We start from the raw sequence: 16,805 nt of genomic DNA, 5'->3' as shown, positions 1-16,805 counted from the left end.
TCAGGCGTCGAGCTTTTCGAGGAGTTCGAGCCATTCCAATTCGAGGGCTTCCTTCTCGCCGCGCAGTTCGGCCTGGCGCTGGCCAAGACGCATCAGCTCGGTCGTGGGACCGCCGTATACGGCGGGGTCGGCGAGCTTGCCCTCGATCTGGGTCAGCTCCTTGTCCATGGTGGCGATGAGCGTTTCGATCTTCTTCACCCGCGCGCGCAGCGGCTTTTCCTTTTCGCGCTCCTCGGCGCTGAGCTTGCGCTTTTCCTTCGCGGAACTCTGAATAGGCGCCTCGGCTGCGGCGGAAGCCACGGCCGCCGTCTTGCGTGTCGTGGCGCGCGTGCGCAGCCACTTCGCGTAGTCGTCGAGGTCGCCATCGAATGGCGCGACGTCGCCATCGGCCACGCGCCAGAATTCGTCGCACACCATGCCGAGCAGGTGGCGATCATGCGAGACCAGCACCAGCGCACCGTCGAACGCGGCGAGCGCGTCGGCCAGGGCTTCGCGCATGTCGAGGTCGAGATGGTTCGTCGGTTCGTCAAGCAGCAGCAGGTTGGGCTTGTCCCACGCGATCAGCGCCAGCGCCAGGCGAGCGCGCTCGCCACCGGAGAACGCGTCCACCGGTTCGAAGGCGCGATCGCCGGGGAAGTTCCAGGTGCCGAGGTAATCGCGCAGGATCTGTGCGCCGGTGGTGGGCGCCTTCTGCTGGAGATGGTCGAACGGGCTCGCGCCTTCGATCAAGCTTTCCACCGTGTGCTGGGCGAAGTAGCCGATCTTGGTGTCCTTGTGGAAACCGCGTTCGCCTACCAGTGGTTCCAGCTCGCCCATCAGCGACTTCACCATCGTGGACTTGCCGGCGCCGTTCGGTCCCAGCAGGCCGATACGGTCGCCCGATTCCAGACCGAAGGCGACGTCGCGCAGCACCACGTGCGAGCCGTAGCCGGCGTCGATGTGGTCGAGCTGCAACATGGAGGTGGGCAGGCGATCCGGCGTGGGGAACGCGAAGCTGAAGGAACGCTCGGCGCGCACGGCTTCGGTGCCGGCCATCTTCTCCAGGCGCTTCATGCGCGACTGCGCCTGCTTGGCCTTGCTGGCCTTCGCCTTGAAGCGGTCGATGAAGGATTGCAGGTGGGCGCGCTCGGCCTGCTCGCGCTCGTGCGCGATCTGCTGCTGGCGCAGGTGCTCGGCGCGCTGGCGTTCGAAGGCCGTGTAGTTGCCGGTGTAGAGCTTCGCGGTGCCGTCGTGCAGGTGCATCGTGTGCGAGGTGACCGCGTCGAGGAATTCGCGATCGTGCGAGATGATCAGCAGCGTGCCCTGGTAGCGGCGCAGCCATTCCTCCAGCCACAGCACGGCATCGAGATCGAGATGGTTGGTGGGCTCGTCGAGCAGCAGCAGGTCGGACGGCGCCATCAGGGCGCGGGCCAGGTTGAGGCGCACACGCCAGCCGCCGGAGAACGAGGCGACGGCCTGTTTGTGAGTCTCGGGGCTGAAGCCCAGGCCGTGCATGAGGCGGCCGGCGCGGGCACGCGCGTCGTAGCCGTTGAGTTCTTCGATGCGATGGTGGGCGCGGGCGACGGCTTCGTGATCTTCCGCGATATAGGCGTCCTGCTCGGCCTTGAGGGCCGCGGCCACGTCCACGTCACCGCCCAGCACGTACTCGATGGCCGGGTCCGGCAGTGCCGGGGTTTCCTGCGCCACCGAGGCCAGGCGGACCTTGGACGGCATGTCGAGGTCGCCGACCTCCGGCTCCAGCTCGCCCTTCAGCGCGGCGAACAGCGTGGACTTGCCACAGCCGTTGCGGCCGATGACGCCGAGGCTCCATCCGGACTGGATCGTGAGGTCCATCTGCGAGAGCAGCGTGCGGCTGCCCCGGCGCAGGGCGAGGTTGCGGAAGGAGATCATGGCAGGCAATCAGCGATAGGCGACTGCGCATGATAGCGGCCCGGCCGCGCCGCGTCGCCCGAAACGCGACGCAGCACACAGCCGTGAAGGCCGCCGCGCGCCGCCCATGGCACGGCCGGGGGCGATCTGCTACAACGGCGTCCTGCGCCGCCTTGGGGAGCGCGACGGAGCCTTTATGTCCATGTTCAAGCCTGTTTTCGCTGCGCTCGCCCTGGCGATCGCCTCGGCCTCGTCCGCCCATGCCGGCGACAACCTACTCGTCCAGCGCGTGCAGCAGGAGCAGGCCATGAACCTGCCGGCCAAGGGCATGAGCATGACCGAGGTCGAGCGCCGCTTCGGCACGCCCACATCGAAGCTCGACGCCCGCGGCGGGGGCCACCCGAAGCAGCCGGTGATCAATCGCTGGATGTATCCGGGCTATATCGTCTATTTCGAGCGCAGCCGGGTGATCCACACCGTGCTGAACACGCCGGCCGGCAACAACAAGAACCCCTCCAACCCCTTGTAGGAGCGCGCTTGCGCGCGATGGGGCTGGCGGCAACCGTGAATCGCGCGCAAGCGCGCTCCTACGACAGCCGTTGCGGGTGAAAAGCACGGGTCATGCGGAAGCCTTACAATAGGCGGCTTCCCCCAAGCAGCCTCTTCACGACCATGACCGATCGCTCCTCCTACCGCCTGCCCGCCGAATGGGAGCCGCAGGCCGGCGTCCTCATCGCCTGGCCGCACGCGGACACCGACTGGGCCGACCGCCTGGCCGAGGTGGAGACCACCTACGTCGCCCTGGCCGCCGCCGTGACCCGCTTCGAGCCGCTCCACGTCATCGTGGCCGACGCCGAATTGCGTGAACGTGCGCGCCTGCTGGCCGAGCAGGCCGGTGCCGACATGTCGCGACTGCACTTCATCGAGCTGCCGTACGACGACACCTGGCTGCGCGATTCGGGTCCGATTACCCTCACCGGCCCGGACGGCGTGCTGCTCAACGATTACCGCTTCACCGGCTGGGGCGGCAAGTTCGGCGCGGAACAGGACGACGCGATCATCGCGGGCCTGCTCCAGCGCGGCGTGCTCTCCGGCCTGCCGCACCAGCGCATCGACTGGGCGCTGGAAGGCGGCGGCATCGAAAGCGACGGCAAGGGCACCATCCTCACCACCTGGAAGTGCCTCACCCAGCGCCACCCCCAGCTGTCGCGCGAATCGATGACCGAGACGCTGGCCACCACCCTGCACGCCGATCGCGTGCTGTGGCTGGACCACGGCTACCTCGAGGGCGACGACACCGACGCCCACATCGACACGCTCGCGCGCTTCAGCCCGGACGGCGGCATCGTCTACCAGGCCTGCGACGACGCCAGCGACCCGCATCACGCGGAGCTGGGCCGCATGGGCGAAGAGCTTGCCGCGCTGCGTTCGCCGGAAGGCAAGCCGTACCCGCTGCATCCGCTGCCCTGGGCGCAGCCGATCCTCGACGAGGGTCGCCGCCTCGCGGCGTCCTATGCGAACTACCTGATCGTCAACGGCGCGGTGCTCGTGCCGGCCTACGGCGACCGTGTGGACGACGAGGCGGCCCGCATCATCGGCCTAGCCCATCCGGGCCGCGAAGTGGTGCAGGTGCCGTGCCGTCCGCTGATCTGGCAGAACGGCAGCCTGCACTGCATCACGATGCAGTTGCCGGCCGACATCGCCAAGTAATTCCCTTTCATCACCGGCGCGGCGCTGGCCGCGCGAGGATCGACGACATGACCCGCAAGACCCTCAAGGTCGCCCTCCTCCAGGAAACCGACCACGGCAGCCGCGACGCCAACCTCGACGCGATCGAGGCCGGCCTGCGCAAGGCCGCCGCGGCCGGCGTGGAACTGGTGCTGCTGCAGGAACTGCACAACGGCCCGTACTTCTGCCAGCACGAAAGCGTCGACGTGTTCGACCTGGCCGAGACCATCCCTGGCCCGGGCACCGATCGCATCGGCACGCTCGCGGAAGAGCTGAAGCTCGTCGTCGTCGCCTCGATCTTCGAGAAGCGCGCCACCGGCCTGTACCACAACACCGCCGTGGTCTTCGATCGCTCGCGCGAGATCGCCGGCAAATACCGCAAGATGCACATCCCCGACGATCCGGCGTTCTACGAGAAGTTCTACTTCACGCCGGGCGACATCGGCTTTGAGCCGATCCGCACCTCGGTGGGCAAGCTCGGCGTGCTGGTGTGCTGGGACCAGTGGTATCCGGAAGCCGCGCGTCTCATGGCGCTGGCCGGCGCCGACCTGCTGTTCTATCCCACCGCGATCGGCTGGGACCCCAACGACAACGACCCCGAGAAGGCCCGTCAGCGCGAGGCCTGGATCACGGTGCAGCGCGGCCACGCCGTCGCCAACGGCCTGCCCCTGCTGTCGTGCAACCGCACGGGCTACGAAGCCGACCCGACCAACGTGGGCAGCGGCATCCAGTTCTGGGGTTCGAGCTTCGTCGCGGGTCCGCAGGGCGAGTTCCTCGCCCAGGCGAGCACCGACGCGGCCGAGTTGCTGATCTGCGAGGTGGACATGGAGCGCAGCGAACACGTGCGCCGGATCTGGCCGTTCCTGCGCGATCGCCGCATCGACGCCTACGGTGACCTGACGAAGCGTTTCCGCGACTGACCGCCTATCGCGCGAACCGCCGACGCGCCCCTTGCGCTTCGCGGTTCACGCCCCACTACGGTTGATTCACGCCTTACGCTCCATTCCCACGCGCTGGAATACCGAATGCTCCCGGACGAGATGACCCAAACCGAAGTAGCAGCCCTGGAAGGCCAACCGATCCAGCGCATGGAGCGCGACGGCGTCCAGTACGTCATCCTCGGCACCGCGCATGTGTCGCGGGCGAGCGTGCAGGCCGTCGAGGCCCTGCTCGACACCGAGCACTTCGACGCCGTGGCGGTCGAGCTGTGTGCCAGCCGTGCTCATGGCATCCGCGATCCGGAAGCGTTCAAGCAGATGGACCTGTTCCAGGTCATCCGCCAGGGCAAGGCCGGCATGGTCGCGGCGAGCCTCGTGCTCGGCTCGTTCCAGAAGCGCCTTGCCTCGCAGTACGGCATCGAGCCCGGCGCGGAAATGAAGGCCGCGATGGACGGCGCCGAGGCGCGCGGCACGCCGGTGTGGCTGGTGGATCGCGAAGTGGGCACCACGCTCAAGCGCGCCTGGCGCAGCATCGGCTTCTTCCAGCGCTTCGGCCTGCTCGCCGGCATGCTGGGCAGCGTGTTCGAGCGCGAGGACATCGCCGAGGAAGACATCGAGAAACTCAAGCAGTCCGACCTGCTCGAAAGCGCCTTCAGCGATTTCGCCCAAGGGTCTGCCCCGCTTTATCACGCGCTGATCGCCGAACGCGACCAGTTCATGGCCGCCCGCCTACGCGAGAACGGCGAGCGCATGGATGTCGACGCGCCGTCGCGCAAGGTGCTCGTGGTGATCGGTGCCGGTCATCTGAAGGGCATGAGCGAGCAGCTCGCCAACCAGCACGGCGACGCACGCGCCACGGCCGACGACCTCGCCGTGACCCCGCCCGCGGCGAAGTGGCCGAAGTACCTCGTGGTGGGTGTCGTGCTGGCGATCTTCGCCGTCATCGGCTTCGCCTTCTATCGCAACCCGAGCCTCGGCAAGGACGCGCTGATGAGCTGGGTACTGCTCACTGGCGGTCTGTCGGCACTGGGCGCGCTCATCGCGGGCGCGCATCCGCTCAGCATCGTGGCCGCCTTCGTCGCCGGCCCGATCAAGCCCTTCCGGCCGGGCATCCCGTCGGGCGCCATCAGCGCGATGGTCGAGGCCTGGATCCGCAAGCCGCGCGTGGGCGACTTCGAACGCCTGCGCGACGACATCACCCACTGGACCGGCTGGTGGAAGAACCGGGTGGCGCGCACGCTGCTGAATTTCTTCCTGGTCTGCGTCGGCACCATCGCGGGCGAGTACATCGCCGGGTTCTATATCCTGCGTTCGCTTTTCTAGGGCCAGCCCTGGGCCGAGTTGTCCCGCGTCGCGGACCGCTTCTATACTCCGGGGGCTACTTTTACCCCGGCCCCGCCCGGCACCCAGGGAACCCATTGATGAAGCGTTTGCATCTGATTGGTCTGACCGCTGTAGCCATGTGCGCCGCTTTCGCGACGCACGCCGAAGGAAACAAGGCCAACGGGCGAACGCTCGTCTATACGTGCCAGGGGTGCCACGGCATTCCCGGGTACTCGAACGCCTATCCCAGTTACCACGTGCCCCATATCGCGGGCCAGAACGAGCAATACCTCGTCAATGCGCTGAAGGCCTACAAGAGTGGTGAGCGCACGCACCCGACGATGGGCGCCCAGGCACAGAGCATGTCGGACCAGGAAATCGCCGACATCGCCGCCTATCTCTCCAGTCTCGCCAAGTAAGCCGCCGAGGACGCATACGATGATCCGTGGGATCACCCTGACCGCCATCGCCGCCCTGCTGGCGCTGACCGCCACCTCCTCCATCGCCGCTGGCGACCCCGCCGAGGGCGCCAAAAAAGTTGCCACCTGCGTGGCCTGCCATGGCAAGGACGGCAACGCCGTCGATCCGCAGTACCCGCGCCTGGCCGGCCAGTACGCCGACTACCTTGCGCAGTCGCTGCACGAGTACAAGGACGGCCGCCGCAACAACGCCATCATGAAGGGCTTCGCCGCCACGCTGTCCGACCAGGACATCAGCGACATCTCCGCCTACTTCTCCAGCCTGCCGACGAAGTTGCAGGGGCTGGAAGGCCACGTGCAGCAATAACGCCACCCTCTGTAGGAGCGCGCTTGCGCGCGATCGCGCGCAAGCGCGCTCCTACAGAGAAAATCGTTGCGGGTTATCCTGCCTTCCGCTCGAAATACGGCTTCTCGCCCGTTTCGTGGTCGGTAACGTCGCGAACCTCGGTCACCTCGGGAATCCGCTCGCGCAGGGTCTTCTCAACGCCGTTCTTCAGCGTGACATCGACCATGCCGCAGCCGTGGCAACCGCCGCCGAAACGCAGCACGACCACGCCCTCGGCCGTGACCTCCACCAGCGAGATGCGGCCGCCATGCGAGGCGATCTGCGGCGCGATCTCCGACTCCAGCACGTAGCGGACGCGCTCGACCAACCCCGCGCCCTCGCCCGGTGCCTCGCCCTTGATGCGCGGCGCGCGGATGTTGAGCTGGCTGCCGGTCGGCGTCATCTCGTAGTCGATATTGGCCGGGTCGAGCCAGCGCATGCTGTCGCCATCGACGTAGAGGTTGAAACCCTCGCACTCGATGGTCCACTCGTCGCCGGCCAGTTCCGCGGCGGCGCAGAACTCGAGTTCGCACTGGGCGGCCGGCGTGCCGGCGGACACCACGCGCAGGCGGATACCGAGGCCGTCCTCGCCTTGCTGGGACAGCAGACGCTGGAAATGCGCCTGGGCGCGCTCCGAAATGTCGATCATGGGAACTCCGAAACAGGGTCCGGCCGTACGGCCGCCGGAAAACAGCACCATTTTAGTACGGTTTCGAGATGAGCGCGCCGTTTTGACAATTCAACCGTCGTCACGCCACGCTTCACGCTTTCGTTCCCAGGGACACCCGGCCATGACGCTTTCCCCCCTCGCCACCCAGCACTGCCAGCCGCGCAAGGGCGCGGAGCACGCGCTCGATCGCACCGCCATCGACGGCCATCTCGCCACGCTGCCGGGCTGGAAGGTCACGGCCGACGGCAAGGCCATCGTCAAGGATTTCCCGTTCAAGGACTTCCACCACACCCTCGGTTTCATCAACGCCGTGGGCTTCATGGCCAACCAGGAAGACCACCACCCCGACCTCGAAGCCGGCTACGGCCACTGCCATGTGCTGTGGTCGACCCACGATGTCGGCGGCCTGTCGCTGAACGACTTCATCTGCGCCGCGCGCGTCGAGGCCCTGCTCGATCGCTGACGTGAGACCTCGCGCGCCCCTGTGGAGCATGGTGGTAACGGCCCTGCTGGCCGCGACCCTGTTCGTCCTGATCCAGCCCTTCGCCTCCCGGGTGGTGCGCCAGACCCTGGCGCACAACGGCGCGGCCGATCGCGCCGCTCTGGCGGCGGGCGATTCGCCGTGGCACTGGCACTTCACGGATAAGGACGACCTGGTCGCCGGGCGCGCTTTCGGCACGGGCGTGCTGGCTTCGTCCTCGGCAGGACTCCTGCTGGAGACCGTGGACGACAGCGTCAACCAGCTCGGTTTTCCGCTGGCCCGTACCGTCGATCTTCGCCGACTGGACACCCTGCACCTGGACATCAAGGCGTCCGCCCGGGGCAAGTACGCCTTGCTCGCCCGGCAGACTCTGATCTCTCCCCTGCTCTCCGCCGATATCGGCACGCTTCCCGCCGGCCCCCTGCCGGGCACGGTCCGACTCGACCAGTTGGCCTGGAAAGGGGCGGACGGCGCACCCGTGGCCCTGCCGCCTCGCCTGGCGATGCTGCGGCTGACCGTGCAGCTTCCGGCCCAGTCCACCCTGACCCTGCGCGAGGCCTGGCTTGCGGCCGGTACCGGTCCGGTCACGACACGCGGCACGCCGCTTCCCGCTGGACTGCCCACCGAGGCGCTGCTGCATTGGCGCGACGCCCGGTACGTCAACGATCCACTGGCGACCTTCGGCGATCTTCCGCCGCCGGCGTCGCACTGGACGGGATGGCCCTGGATTCCGCTACCCATCTACCTGGTGCTGATCCTGGTGTCCGGTCGTCGAGCCCATCGGCGCGGCAGCGCCGGGGGCGCCGACGCACTCCTGGTGCTGGCCGGCCCGCTCTGGCTCATCGCAGGCATGGGCTTGGGCCCCGTGTTGTCGATTCCGGGATCGCTGATGTTCGCGCTCGGCGTGGCCTACGCCGGTGCCCTGACCTGGCGGCGTCTCATTCCCGAGTGGCACTGGTCGGGCGCGTGGCGTATGGCTGGCTGGCCGCTCCTGGCAATCCCCGTGGCCATTGGCCTGGTCGCGGTGGCCGGGCATCCACTGGCGTGGCCGTCGCCGGGGCGCGCCGCACTCTATATAGGTTGGGCGTTGTTCCAGCAGTGGTTGCTGCTGGCCGTGGCCGGCAGCCTGCTGGACCGCGCCATGCCCCGCCCCTTCGCCGTGCTGCTGACGGCGCTCGCCTTCGCCCTGCTGCATACGCCCAACGGGCTGTTGATGCAGCTGTGCTTCGTCGCCGAACTGGGCTGGGCCTGGTGGTACACCTACCATCGCTCGCTGCTGCCGGTGGCGCTGGCCCACGCCGCGGCCGCCGTGATGCTCCAGGCCGACCTGACCGGCGGCATCCTCCGCTCCCTCGAAGTCAGCGCCCGCTACCTGATGTAGGAGCGCGCTTGCGCGCGACCAGGGCAAAGCGATTGGGTCGACCCTGACGCAGCCTTGTAGGAGCGCGCTTGTGCGCGATGGGCCGAAACGGTGAGTCGACCCATCGCGCGCAAGCGCGCTCCTACAGACCAACGGGCCGCCCTGCATGGGTCGCGCGCAAGCGCGCTCCTACAGGATTAGCCGCGGAGATTGTCTAGGAACGTCTTCAATTCGTCCGGTAACGGCGCCGAAAAGTCGTAGTTTCGGCCATCCAGGTCGAAACTCATCCGCGACGCGTGCAGGAACATCCGCTTCAGGCCCAGGCCGCGGAAGCGCTTGTTGGCCTCTTCGTCGCCGTACTTCGGGTCGCCGGCCAGCGGATGACCGATGTACTGGGCGTGGACGCGAATCTGGTGGGTGCGGCCCGTGCCGAGCGTGGCCTGCATTAGGCGGGAGCCCTTGTACTGCTCGACCTCCTGGAAGAAGGTCAACGACGGCTTGCCGGCGTCGTCTACCCGCACCATGCGCTCGCCGCCATGCATCACCGACTTCAGCAGGGGCTCGTTCACGTCGAACTTGGCTCGGCGCGGGGTGCCGACCATCAGGCAGAGGTACTGCTTGATGACCGCGTTGTCGCGGATCAGGGCCTGCAACCCAGTCAGCCCCGATCGGGACTTGGCCAGCACCAGCACGCCGCTGGTGTCGCGGTCGAGGCGGTGGACGAGCTCCAGGTGATCCTTGGGACGGGCCGCCCGGAGCAGCTCGATGGCGCCATGGCTCACGCCGCTGCCGCCGTGGGCCGCGATGCCGACCGGCTTGTCGATCACCAGAAAGTGCTTGTCCTCGAAGATCACGGCGTCAACGACGGCCTTGACCATGCCCGCCGGGGCCACGCCCTCCTCGCGTTCAGCCACCCGGACCGGGGGAATTCGCAGCATATCGCCGGCGGCCAGGCGCGTTTCCGGCTTCGCCCGCTTGCCGTTGATCCGCACCTGACCCGTGCGAAGAATGCGATAGACAAGGCTCTTCGGCACCCCCTTCAGGAGGGTCATGAGGGCATTGTCGACACGCTGGCCATCCCTCTCGGGACCGATTTCGAGCAGGCGCACACCTTGGCCGCCGTCGAGGGAAGTTACCGTCTGCATTGATAAAACTCGAAATTGATAGGATACTCGGCCAGCGCCAGGCTCCGCTGAAGACTCGTCTCTCGCGGGGTGCCGGTTCCGTCGCGTAAGGCGAGTGTCGCGTCAACCCGTCCGAGGGGTCGGGGGGCGAATGGCACCCCACATCGTAACGGTTCGGGTTGCGGTTGTCCGGTTCATCCGTAGGGATGCGGTCCGGTTGCAAGGCGCTTATTCACGAATCACGCCGGGCCCAGGTATCGGTCCCGGATCTTATGCCGCTTTAAGCCTCATCGCAGCGGCGCGATCCCCGGCAGGCCGCCACATGGGCGCCACCGCGGCGCGCGGCCGCGCGGCAAGGCCGAGGAACCTACAATGAAGCGTATGTTGATCAACGCGACTCAGCGCGAAGAGTTGCGCGTGGCCATCGTCGACGGACAGAACCTCTACGATCTCGATATCGAGATTCCGTCCCGCGAACAGAAAAAGGCCAACATCTACAAGGGTCGCATCACCCGCGTCGAACCCTCCCTGGAAGCCTGCTTCGTCGATTACGGCGCCGAGCGCCACGGCTTCCTGCCGCTGAAGGAAGTCGCCCGCGAGTATTTCAACCCGAACGCGGAAGGCAAATCCAACATCCGCGAACTGTTGAAGGAAGGCCAGGAAATCATCGTCCAGGTCGAGAAGGAAGAACGCGGCAACAAGGGCGCGGCTCTCACCACCTTCATCAGCCTCGCCGGTCGCTACATGGTGCTGATGCCGAACAACCCCCGTGCAGGCGGCGTCTCGCGTCGCATCGAGGGTGAAGACCGGCAGGCCCTCAAGGAGGCCATGGAGCATCTGTCGGTGCCCGACGAGATGGGCCTCATCGTGCGTACTGCCGGCATGGGCCGCGACGCCGAGGAACTCCAGTGGGATCTCGACTACCTCCTGCAGCTGTGGAAGTCGATTTCGGCCGCCGCGAATTCGCAGAAGGCGCCGTTCCTGATCTACCAGGAATCCAAGCTGTTCATCCGCGCTCTGCGCGACTACCTGCGCAACGACATTGGCGAGATCCTTATCGACGAGGAGTCCCTCTTCAAGGACGCCCGCGATTTCGTCCAGCAGGTCATGCCGAACAACCTGCGCAAGCTCAAGCTCTACCAGGATCCCACCCCGCTCTTCTCGCGGTACCAGATCGAAACGCAGATCGAGAGCATCTTCGAGCGCAACGTGCGCCTGCCGTCGGGCGGATCGATCGTGATCGACCAGACCGAAGCCCTCACTGCCATCGACATCAACTCGTCGAAGGCCACCAAGGGCAGCGACATCGAGGAAACGGCGTTCAACACCAACCTCGAGGCCGCAACCGAGATCGCCCGCCAGCTGCGCATCCGCGATGCCGGTGGCCTGATCGTGATCGACTTCATCGACATGGATAGCCCGCGCCACCAGCGCGAGGTGGAAGAGCGCCTGAAGGACGCCCTCAAGGCCGACCGCGCCCGTGTCCAGATCGGCCGCATCTCGCGCTTCGGCCTGCTGGAGATGTCCCGCCAGCGCCTGCGCCCGAGCCTCGGCGAAGCCACCCAGATCGTCTGCCCGCGTTGCGAAGGCCATGGCCACATCCGCAGCGTGGAATCCCTGGCGCTGTCCACCCTGCGCCTGATCGAAGAACACGCGATGAAGGAAAACACCGGGCAGGTCCTGGTGCAGGCGCCGCCGTCGGTCGCCAACTTCCTTCTCAACGAGAAGCGCGCCAGCATCGTCGAGATCGAACTCCGCCACAACGTGCACGTGGTGGTGGTCGCCGACCACAAGCTGGAGACCCCGCATCTCGAGATCACCCGTATCCGCGAGGCGGACATGGGCGAGCACAGCAAGCCCAGCTACGAGCGCACCACCCCGGTTACGGCAACCCCGCTGCCGAAGATGGGCCAGATGCCGGGCAGTGGCGAGCAGCCGCTGGTGACCGGCGTCGTGCCGTCCTCGCCTGCCCCCATCCGCGACGAAGCCCCGGAGCCGATCGCCCCGGTCGCCCAGCCGGCCCGCACGGCCGCACCGGCCGCGCCCACCGGCGGCTTCTTCTCGCGCCTGTTCAGCAGCCTGTTCGGCGGCGGCACCTCGCAGCCGGCCCCGGCCGCGCAGCCGACCCCGAGCAGCCGTCGCGAGGAATCGCGTTCGGGTGGTCGCAACGAGCGCAACGACCGTAACGGTCGCCGCGACGAGCGTCGTGGTGAAGGTCGTGGCAAGGGCGAACCGCGTCAGGGCCAGCAGGGTCAGCGCAACAAGGACAAGGACAACACCCAGGTCCAGCAGGGCAAGGGTGGCCAGCAGCAGGCCAAGGGCAACAAGCAGGGCCAGCAGCAGCCGCGCCAGGGCGAGGAAAAGAATCGCCAGAAGGACGGCCAGCCCGCCCAGGGCGGTCGCCAGGGCGGTCGTCCGGAACAGGACAAGCAGGACAAGAACGCCAACCAGGCCGGCAACGAGAACCGTCGCCAGCAGCAGCCGCGCGGCGAGCGCCAGCCGCAGGGCGAGAAGGTCGACAAGCCGGTGACGGAGAAGACCGAGAAGGTCGCCGCCACCCAGGCCCCGCAGCAGCCGCGCGCCGAGAAGGCCGTCGCACCTGTCGCTCCGGCGGCGGTCGACGAAAAGCTGCTCGCGGCCGGCACGGCCGGTGCCGCGGTGGTCACCGCTACCGTCGTGGCCGAGGTCGATGCGCCCAACGCCTCGACCACCGACATCACGAGCGAAGACGCCGACCTGTCCGCCGACGGCACGAAGGACGTCGGTGAAGGCGGCCAGCGTCGTCGTCGCGGTCGTCGCGGTGGTCGTCGCCGCCGTCGCCAGGACGATGGCACGCAGGCTGGCGCGATCGAAGGCTCAGGTTCCGACGAACTCGACGACGAGGACGGCGACGAGGCCGCCCCGGTCACCGCGCGCGACAGCGACAGCGTGCCGCCGGTGCTCGACACTGCGGAAGCCAACGAGAACGCGTTCAAGGTGCAGCCGCCCCGCAACGAGGCGACCCGCCCCGCTCCGGCGCAGGCGGAAGAAGATGGCGAGAAGGTGCCCTCAGCGCTGACCCTGCCCTCGCTGCCGAAGCTGCCGCCCATCCCGGGCGCATCGGCCACCACGCCGACCTCGCATGATGCACCAGTCGATGTCGCCGCGACGCCGGCCGAGTCGGCCGAGCTCCGCACGACCGAACGTCGCCAGACCGAATCGGACGCGCCGCGGAAGGACGTGTCGGCAGCCCAGGTGACCGACGTGGCCGCCGAGTCGGTGGCACCCGTCGCCGCACCCGCACCGGCACCGGTGGTCGAGGCCACGGCTCCGGCCGTGGAAACCATCGTGCAGGCCGCCGCTCCGGCTCCGGTCTCCTCTCCGGACGAGGCCATCTCGGCGCTCGATACGCCGGCCCGGGGCCTGATCCCGGAAGCCGACGAAGCGCCGAAGGCGGAAAAGGTCGAGAAGAACGTCGAGCCCGTGAAGGTCGAGACGGTTGAGGCACCGACGGTCCAGGCCGAGGATGTCGCGATGACGCCGGTCGAAGAGAAGCACGAAGCACCGGCCCCGACGCCCGTAGCCGAAGCGGCTCCGACACCTGAAGCCGCGCCGATCCCGGCTCCGACGCCCGTGATCGAGACGGCCCCGGCGCCCGAAGCCTCGCCGGTCTCGGCTCCGATCGAGCCTGTCGCCAAGGACGACGCCGAGGCGGAGAAGACCGAAAAGGTGGTCGCCCCTGCCCCGACGCAGGACGTCACCCCGGTCGCCGCGCCTCAGCCGCCGGCGGCACCGACGCCCAAGTCGCCCGAAGCCTCGAACGTGTCGCATGTCTCGCATGCGCCGGCCGCTCCTTCGGAAAGGCCGAGCTGGACGCCGCCCACCCAGGGCGACCTCCTGACCCGTCCGCGCCAGGAACCGCACGGCAACGACGAGTCGTCCCACAACGCCCAGTCGTAATCGCCAGGAAAACCGGCATGTCCCTTCGGGCAGGCCGGTTTTCGACGGATACGTTCCAAACGAAAACGCCGGGCTATGCCCGGCGTTTTCGTTGAACCCTATCGAATCGAATCAGCTACCGACCTGGTGGTTGTGCGTATCCAGCAATCCGTGCACGGTCATCAGGTGGGCGAGGCCCACGACGTGATCGACGTGGAGCTTTTCCATCAGGCGCTGCTTGTACGTAGAGACGGTCTTCGGGCTCAGGTTGAGCCGTTCGCCGATGGAGGTGAGCGGCATGCCACGCACCAGCATCATGGAGACCTCCATCTCACGGGTGGACAGCGTATCGAACGGCGAATCCGAGCCATCGAGCGTGGCGAGCGCGAGTTGCTGGGCCACCGTGGGTGCGAGGTAACGACGGCCGGACGCGACCTGGCGCACGGCGCTCAGGAGTTCGTCCGCGGAGCAGCCCTTGGTGAGGTAGCCCAGCGCGCCAGCATCGAGCAGGCGCTTGGGGAATCGCGCGTCGTCCACCACCGTCAGGATGACGATATTGGTGCGAAGCTTGGCGCGGATGACGCGCTCGGTCAGTTCCACGCCACTCATACCCGGCATGTGGACGTCGACCAGTGCGATATCCGGTGCCTGTGAGCGGATCAGGCGAAGGCCTTCCTCGGCCGATGACGCCTCCCCTCAAATCCGGATATCCGCCTGCTGCTGCAGGATCATCCGGAAACCGGTCCTGACCAATTCATGGTCATCGACCAAAACTACGTTAATCATCAGAAGCCCTCCCTGGGCCGATGTACTTCTGAGCGCCTCCCCATCGGAGGAGCACAGCCTGCGAACACATACAATGCCAGATGTGCAGGCGAGACAACCAGCGGATGTCTATGATCGGGGCGGCGGTCGACGGCATGTAGTGGGGTTCCCACTCACTCGCAGGGCAGAGATATCCTTGGATATTGTCATCCTTCGCCCGGGGCCTGTGTGAGGCCTTTCTTACAAATCGTGCCGATGGGGCACGGAGGCCCGTGGGGAGCCGTCTGGCGCGGCCAATCGGTTCCGCCTGACCGCACGTGCGGCCGCCCAGCGACGCAACAGGATGATGCCGGCCAGGATGACAATCGCGGACCCCCATTTACCGCCCGCCGCCTCCGTCAGCAGCCGTCCCGCGGCAAGGGCCCCCAGGCTGTTCTTGTGATCGTTCGCCATGGGATTCCCCTCTCCGTCACCAGGTACCCAGCCTTGCCGCAGCCCGATGGGCGCGGCGTGAAGGCCGTGCCGACTCCACGTGCACACGCTACCGGCTGGCGTCGTATGATTGCCGTCAGCTCAACTGCCCCACCCCGCCGTGCCGAGAAGCCTCACCGATTACCTCCCGTGGATCGCCATCGTCCTGGCGGTGGTCGTGGCGGCCGTGTACTTCGACACCCGCTCCACGGCGCCGGCACCCGAGACCTACGAAAGCTGCATCGCGCGGCTGACCGCCGCCGACCAGGGCGATGCCGACAAGGCCCTGAACCGGTCGATCTGCGCCGGCAAGCCCAAGGCGGCGAAGGTCGGCGGATCCTAGCGATTTGGGCACGCCATGCCCGTCAGCACCTTGCGCGCACCGGTGAAGGACTCCCTGCCGTGGGTAAAGCGCATGTTGTCCAGTAGCAGCAGGTCGTTTCGCTCCCACGGAAACCGGATCCGGGTGCTTTCGTAGGCCGATCGGATGAACGCGAGCGTCTCCGCCTCGATGGGCGTGCCGTCACCATAGTAGGCGTTACGCGGCAGGTTCTCCTCGCCCACCGATGCGACAAGGCTGGCGGCGGCACCCTCGCCCAGGCTGGACACATGGAACAAATGCGCCTGATTGAACCACAGGCGCTGCCCCGTCACCGGATGGATCGCCGTGGCCGGGTTCACCTGCACGGTGCGCAGGCTACCGTCCGGCTGCCATTCGCAGGTCATGCCGTTGGCACGGCCATAGGCCTCCACCTCGTCCCTGTCCTCGGTCTGGAAGACCACGGACCACGGCAGGTCGAGATCGGAGTAGTTGCGCACGTACATCACCCCCTTCGCCTCGAAGCGCTCGCGGATGGAGGCCGGAAGCATGTCGTGGATGAGCTGGCTGTCGCCGATGGGCGTTTCCCCGCCCGTCTCCGAAGGCAGCATGCAGAGGAAGCCGATGCGAAGTGGCCACTGTCGCGAATAGGCGTTTTCGTTGTGCTGGGGAATGACCTCGCTCGCAGGGTATTCGGTGGCTGTGTAGACGTTGCCGCGAAGCCCGGTACGTGGCGTCGAACGGTAGACGTATTCGACCAGCTCGCCGCCGAACAAGGTCGACAGGATCTTGCCGAACTGACTGCTCCCCGGCACGTTGAGGCCGCGAATAAGCATCGCGCCATGCGTGTGGAGAATGGCCCGTACCGCGTCCTGGTGTTCCGTGGCCCAGGCCACGGCGCTACCCGCACCCGCCACGTCCAACCGCAGGGGCATGCCCCCGACGGGAACGAGGTCGTCGATGGTGAAGTCATGCGAATCGAGCGTGGCGGTCGTCATGGTGCGAGTCCGGTAAGGGTGGAGGGAGGCGGGGTGC

Annotated in this window: 14 protein-coding genes and 1 pseudogene; 10 read left to right on the top strand and 5 right to left on the bottom strand. The window is 67.2% G+C overall.

Going from position 1 to position 16,805, the window contains the following annotated elements; all coding sequences use genetic code 11:
* Positions 1-1,890, bottom strand: a complete 1,890-nt coding sequence (locus tag GAK28_RS11090; protein WP_291778601.1) for an ATP-binding cassette domain-containing protein — start codon at positions 1,888-1,890, stop codon at positions 1-3.
* A 181-nt stretch (positions 1,891-2,071) separates the two neighbouring features.
* On the opposite strand from GAK28_RS11090, the gene GAK28_RS11085 reads away from it, so the two are divergent.
* The 6 genes from GAK28_RS11085 to GAK28_RS11060 all read left to right on the top strand — a co-directional run bounded on the left by GAK28_RS11085 (position 2,072) and on the right by GAK28_RS11060 (position 6,644).
* The gene (locus tag GAK28_RS11085) at positions 2,072-2,398 is read left to right on the top strand and encodes a hypothetical protein (RefSeq protein ID WP_291778598.1); all 327 of its coding nucleotides are present in this window, start codon (positions 2,072-2,074) and stop codon (positions 2,396-2,398) included.
* 143 nt (positions 2,399-2,541) lie between these two features.
* Positions 2,542-3,579 carry an agmatine deiminase family protein gene (locus tag GAK28_RS11080; RefSeq protein WP_291778594.1) on the top strand — a complete coding sequence of 346 codons (1,038 nt, stop codon included), beginning with the start codon at positions 2,542-2,544 and terminating at the stop codon, positions 3,577-3,579.
* 47 nt (positions 3,580-3,626) lie between these two features.
* Positions 3,627-4,517, top strand: coding sequence for a carbon-nitrogen hydrolase (locus GAK28_RS11075; RefSeq protein WP_291778590.1), 891 nt, complete (start codon positions 3,627-3,629; stop codon positions 4,515-4,517).
* Positions 4,518-4,637: 120 nt separating this feature from the next.
* Positions 4,638-5,858 carry a TraB/GumN family protein gene (locus tag GAK28_RS11070; RefSeq protein WP_291778587.1) on the top strand — a complete coding sequence of 407 codons (1,221 nt, stop codon included), beginning with the start codon at positions 4,638-4,640 and terminating at the stop codon, positions 5,856-5,858.
* A gap of 98 nt (positions 5,859-5,956) precedes the next feature.
* Positions 5,957-6,277 (top strand): cytochrome c, encoded by a 321-nt coding sequence (locus GAK28_RS11065; RefSeq protein ID WP_291778584.1) that lies wholly within the window; start codon positions 5,957-5,959, stop codon positions 6,275-6,277.
* A 19-nt stretch (positions 6,278-6,296) separates the two neighbouring features.
* Positions 6,297-6,644 carry a cytochrome c gene (locus tag GAK28_RS11060; RefSeq protein WP_291778582.1) on the top strand — a complete coding sequence of 116 codons (348 nt, stop codon included), beginning with the start codon at positions 6,297-6,299 and terminating at the stop codon, positions 6,642-6,644.
* 73 nt (positions 6,645-6,717) lie between these two features.
* On the opposite strand, the gene GAK28_RS11055 is transcribed toward GAK28_RS11060, so the two are convergent.
* Positions 6,718-7,311: an NfuA family Fe-S biogenesis protein gene (locus GAK28_RS11055; protein WP_291778580.1), complete on the bottom strand. Its 594-nt coding sequence runs from the start codon at positions 7,309-7,311 to the stop codon at positions 6,718-6,720.
* 142 nt (positions 7,312-7,453) lie between these two features.
* Between GAK28_RS11055 and GAK28_RS11050 the strand changes: the two genes are divergently transcribed.
* Complete coding sequence (locus GAK28_RS11050) at positions 7,454-7,795, top strand: 4a-hydroxytetrahydrobiopterin dehydratase (RefSeq protein WP_291778577.1); 342 nt, start codon at positions 7,454-7,456, stop codon at positions 7,793-7,795.
* A 1-nt stretch (position 7,796) separates the two neighbouring features.
* Complete coding sequence (locus GAK28_RS11045; protein ID WP_291778575.1) at positions 7,797-9,194, top strand: CPBP family glutamic-type intramembrane protease; 1,398 nt, start codon at positions 7,797-7,799, stop codon at positions 9,192-9,194.
* A 176-nt stretch (positions 9,195-9,370) separates the two neighbouring features.
* Here GAK28_RS11045 and GAK28_RS11040 read toward each other — a convergent pair whose 3' ends face one another.
* The gene (locus tag GAK28_RS11040) at positions 9,371-10,318 is read right to left on the bottom strand and encodes an RluA family pseudouridine synthase (protein WP_291778572.1); all 948 of its coding nucleotides are present in this window, start codon (positions 10,316-10,318) and stop codon (positions 9,371-9,373) included.
* A 351-nt stretch (positions 10,319-10,669) separates the two neighbouring features.
* Between GAK28_RS11040 and rne the strand changes: the two genes are divergently transcribed.
* Positions 10,670-14,236, top strand: a complete 3,567-nt coding sequence (gene rne / locus GAK28_RS11035; RefSeq protein ID WP_291778569.1) for a ribonuclease E — start codon at positions 10,670-10,672, stop codon at positions 14,234-14,236.
* 111 nt (positions 14,237-14,347) lie between these two features.
* Here rne and GAK28_RS11030 read toward each other — a convergent pair.
* A pseudogene (locus GAK28_RS11030) lies at positions 14,348-15,001 on the bottom strand (response regulator).
* Positions 15,002-15,542: 541 nt separating this feature from the next.
* Between GAK28_RS11030 and GAK28_RS11025 the strand changes: the two are divergent.
* A complete protein-coding gene (locus tag GAK28_RS11025; RefSeq protein ID WP_291778566.1) occupies positions 15,543-15,794 on the top strand; it encodes a hypothetical protein in 252 nt (83 codons plus the stop codon).
* Here the strand turns inward: GAK28_RS11025 and GAK28_RS11020 are convergent.
* The gene (locus GAK28_RS11020) at positions 15,791-16,768 is read right to left on the bottom strand and encodes a TauD/TfdA family dioxygenase (protein WP_291778564.1); all 978 of its coding nucleotides are present in this window, start codon (positions 16,766-16,768) and stop codon (positions 15,791-15,793) included. The two genes, GAK28_RS11025 and GAK28_RS11020, sit on opposite strands and share 4 nt — an antisense overlap.
* Positions 16,769-16,805 lie beyond the last annotated feature (37 nt).

This window comes from Luteibacter sp., assembly GCF_009912395.1.
Lineage (GTDB): Bacteria > Pseudomonadota > Gammaproteobacteria > Xanthomonadales > Rhodanobacteraceae > Luteibacter.
The sequence above is the reverse complement of the archived record's forward strand: the minus strand, read 5'-3'. Positions and strand labels throughout refer to the sequence as shown.

Coding starts and splice junctions, on each gene's coding strand:
- GAK28_RS11090 (WP_291778601.1), bottom strand. CDS start 1,890: ATGATCTCCTTCCGCAACCTCGCCCTGCGCCGGGGCAGCCGCACGCTG.
- GAK28_RS11085 (WP_291778598.1), top strand. CDS start 2,072: ATGTTCAAGCCTGTTTTCGCTGCGCTCGCCCTGGCGATCGCCTCGGCC.
- GAK28_RS11080 (WP_291778594.1), top strand. CDS start 2,542: ATGACCGATCGCTCCTCCTACCGCCTGCCCGCCGAATGGGAGCCGCAG.
- GAK28_RS11075 (WP_291778590.1), top strand. CDS start 3,627: ATGACCCGCAAGACCCTCAAGGTCGCCCTCCTCCAGGAAACCGACCAC.
- GAK28_RS11070 (WP_291778587.1), top strand. CDS start 4,638: ATGACCCAAACCGAAGTAGCAGCCCTGGAAGGCCAACCGATCCAGCGC.
- GAK28_RS11065 (WP_291778584.1), top strand. CDS start 5,957: ATGAAGCGTTTGCATCTGATTGGTCTGACCGCTGTAGCCATGTGCGCC.
- GAK28_RS11060 (WP_291778582.1), top strand. CDS start 6,297: ATGATCCGTGGGATCACCCTGACCGCCATCGCCGCCCTGCTGGCGCTG.
- GAK28_RS11055 (WP_291778580.1), bottom strand. CDS start 7,311: ATGATCGACATTTCGGAGCGCGCCCAGGCGCATTTCCAGCGTCTGCTG.
- GAK28_RS11050 (WP_291778577.1), top strand. CDS start 7,454: ATGACGCTTTCCCCCCTCGCCACCCAGCACTGCCAGCCGCGCAAGGGC.
- GAK28_RS11040 (WP_291778572.1), bottom strand. CDS start 10,318: ATGCAGACGGTAACTTCCCTCGACGGCGGCCAAGGTGTGCGCCTGCTC.
- rne (WP_291778569.1), top strand. CDS start 10,670: ATGAAGCGTATGTTGATCAACGCGACTCAGCGCGAAGAGTTGCGCGTG.
- GAK28_RS11020 (WP_291778564.1), bottom strand. CDS start 16,768: ATGACGACCGCCACGCTCGATTCGCATGACTTCACCATCGACGACCTC.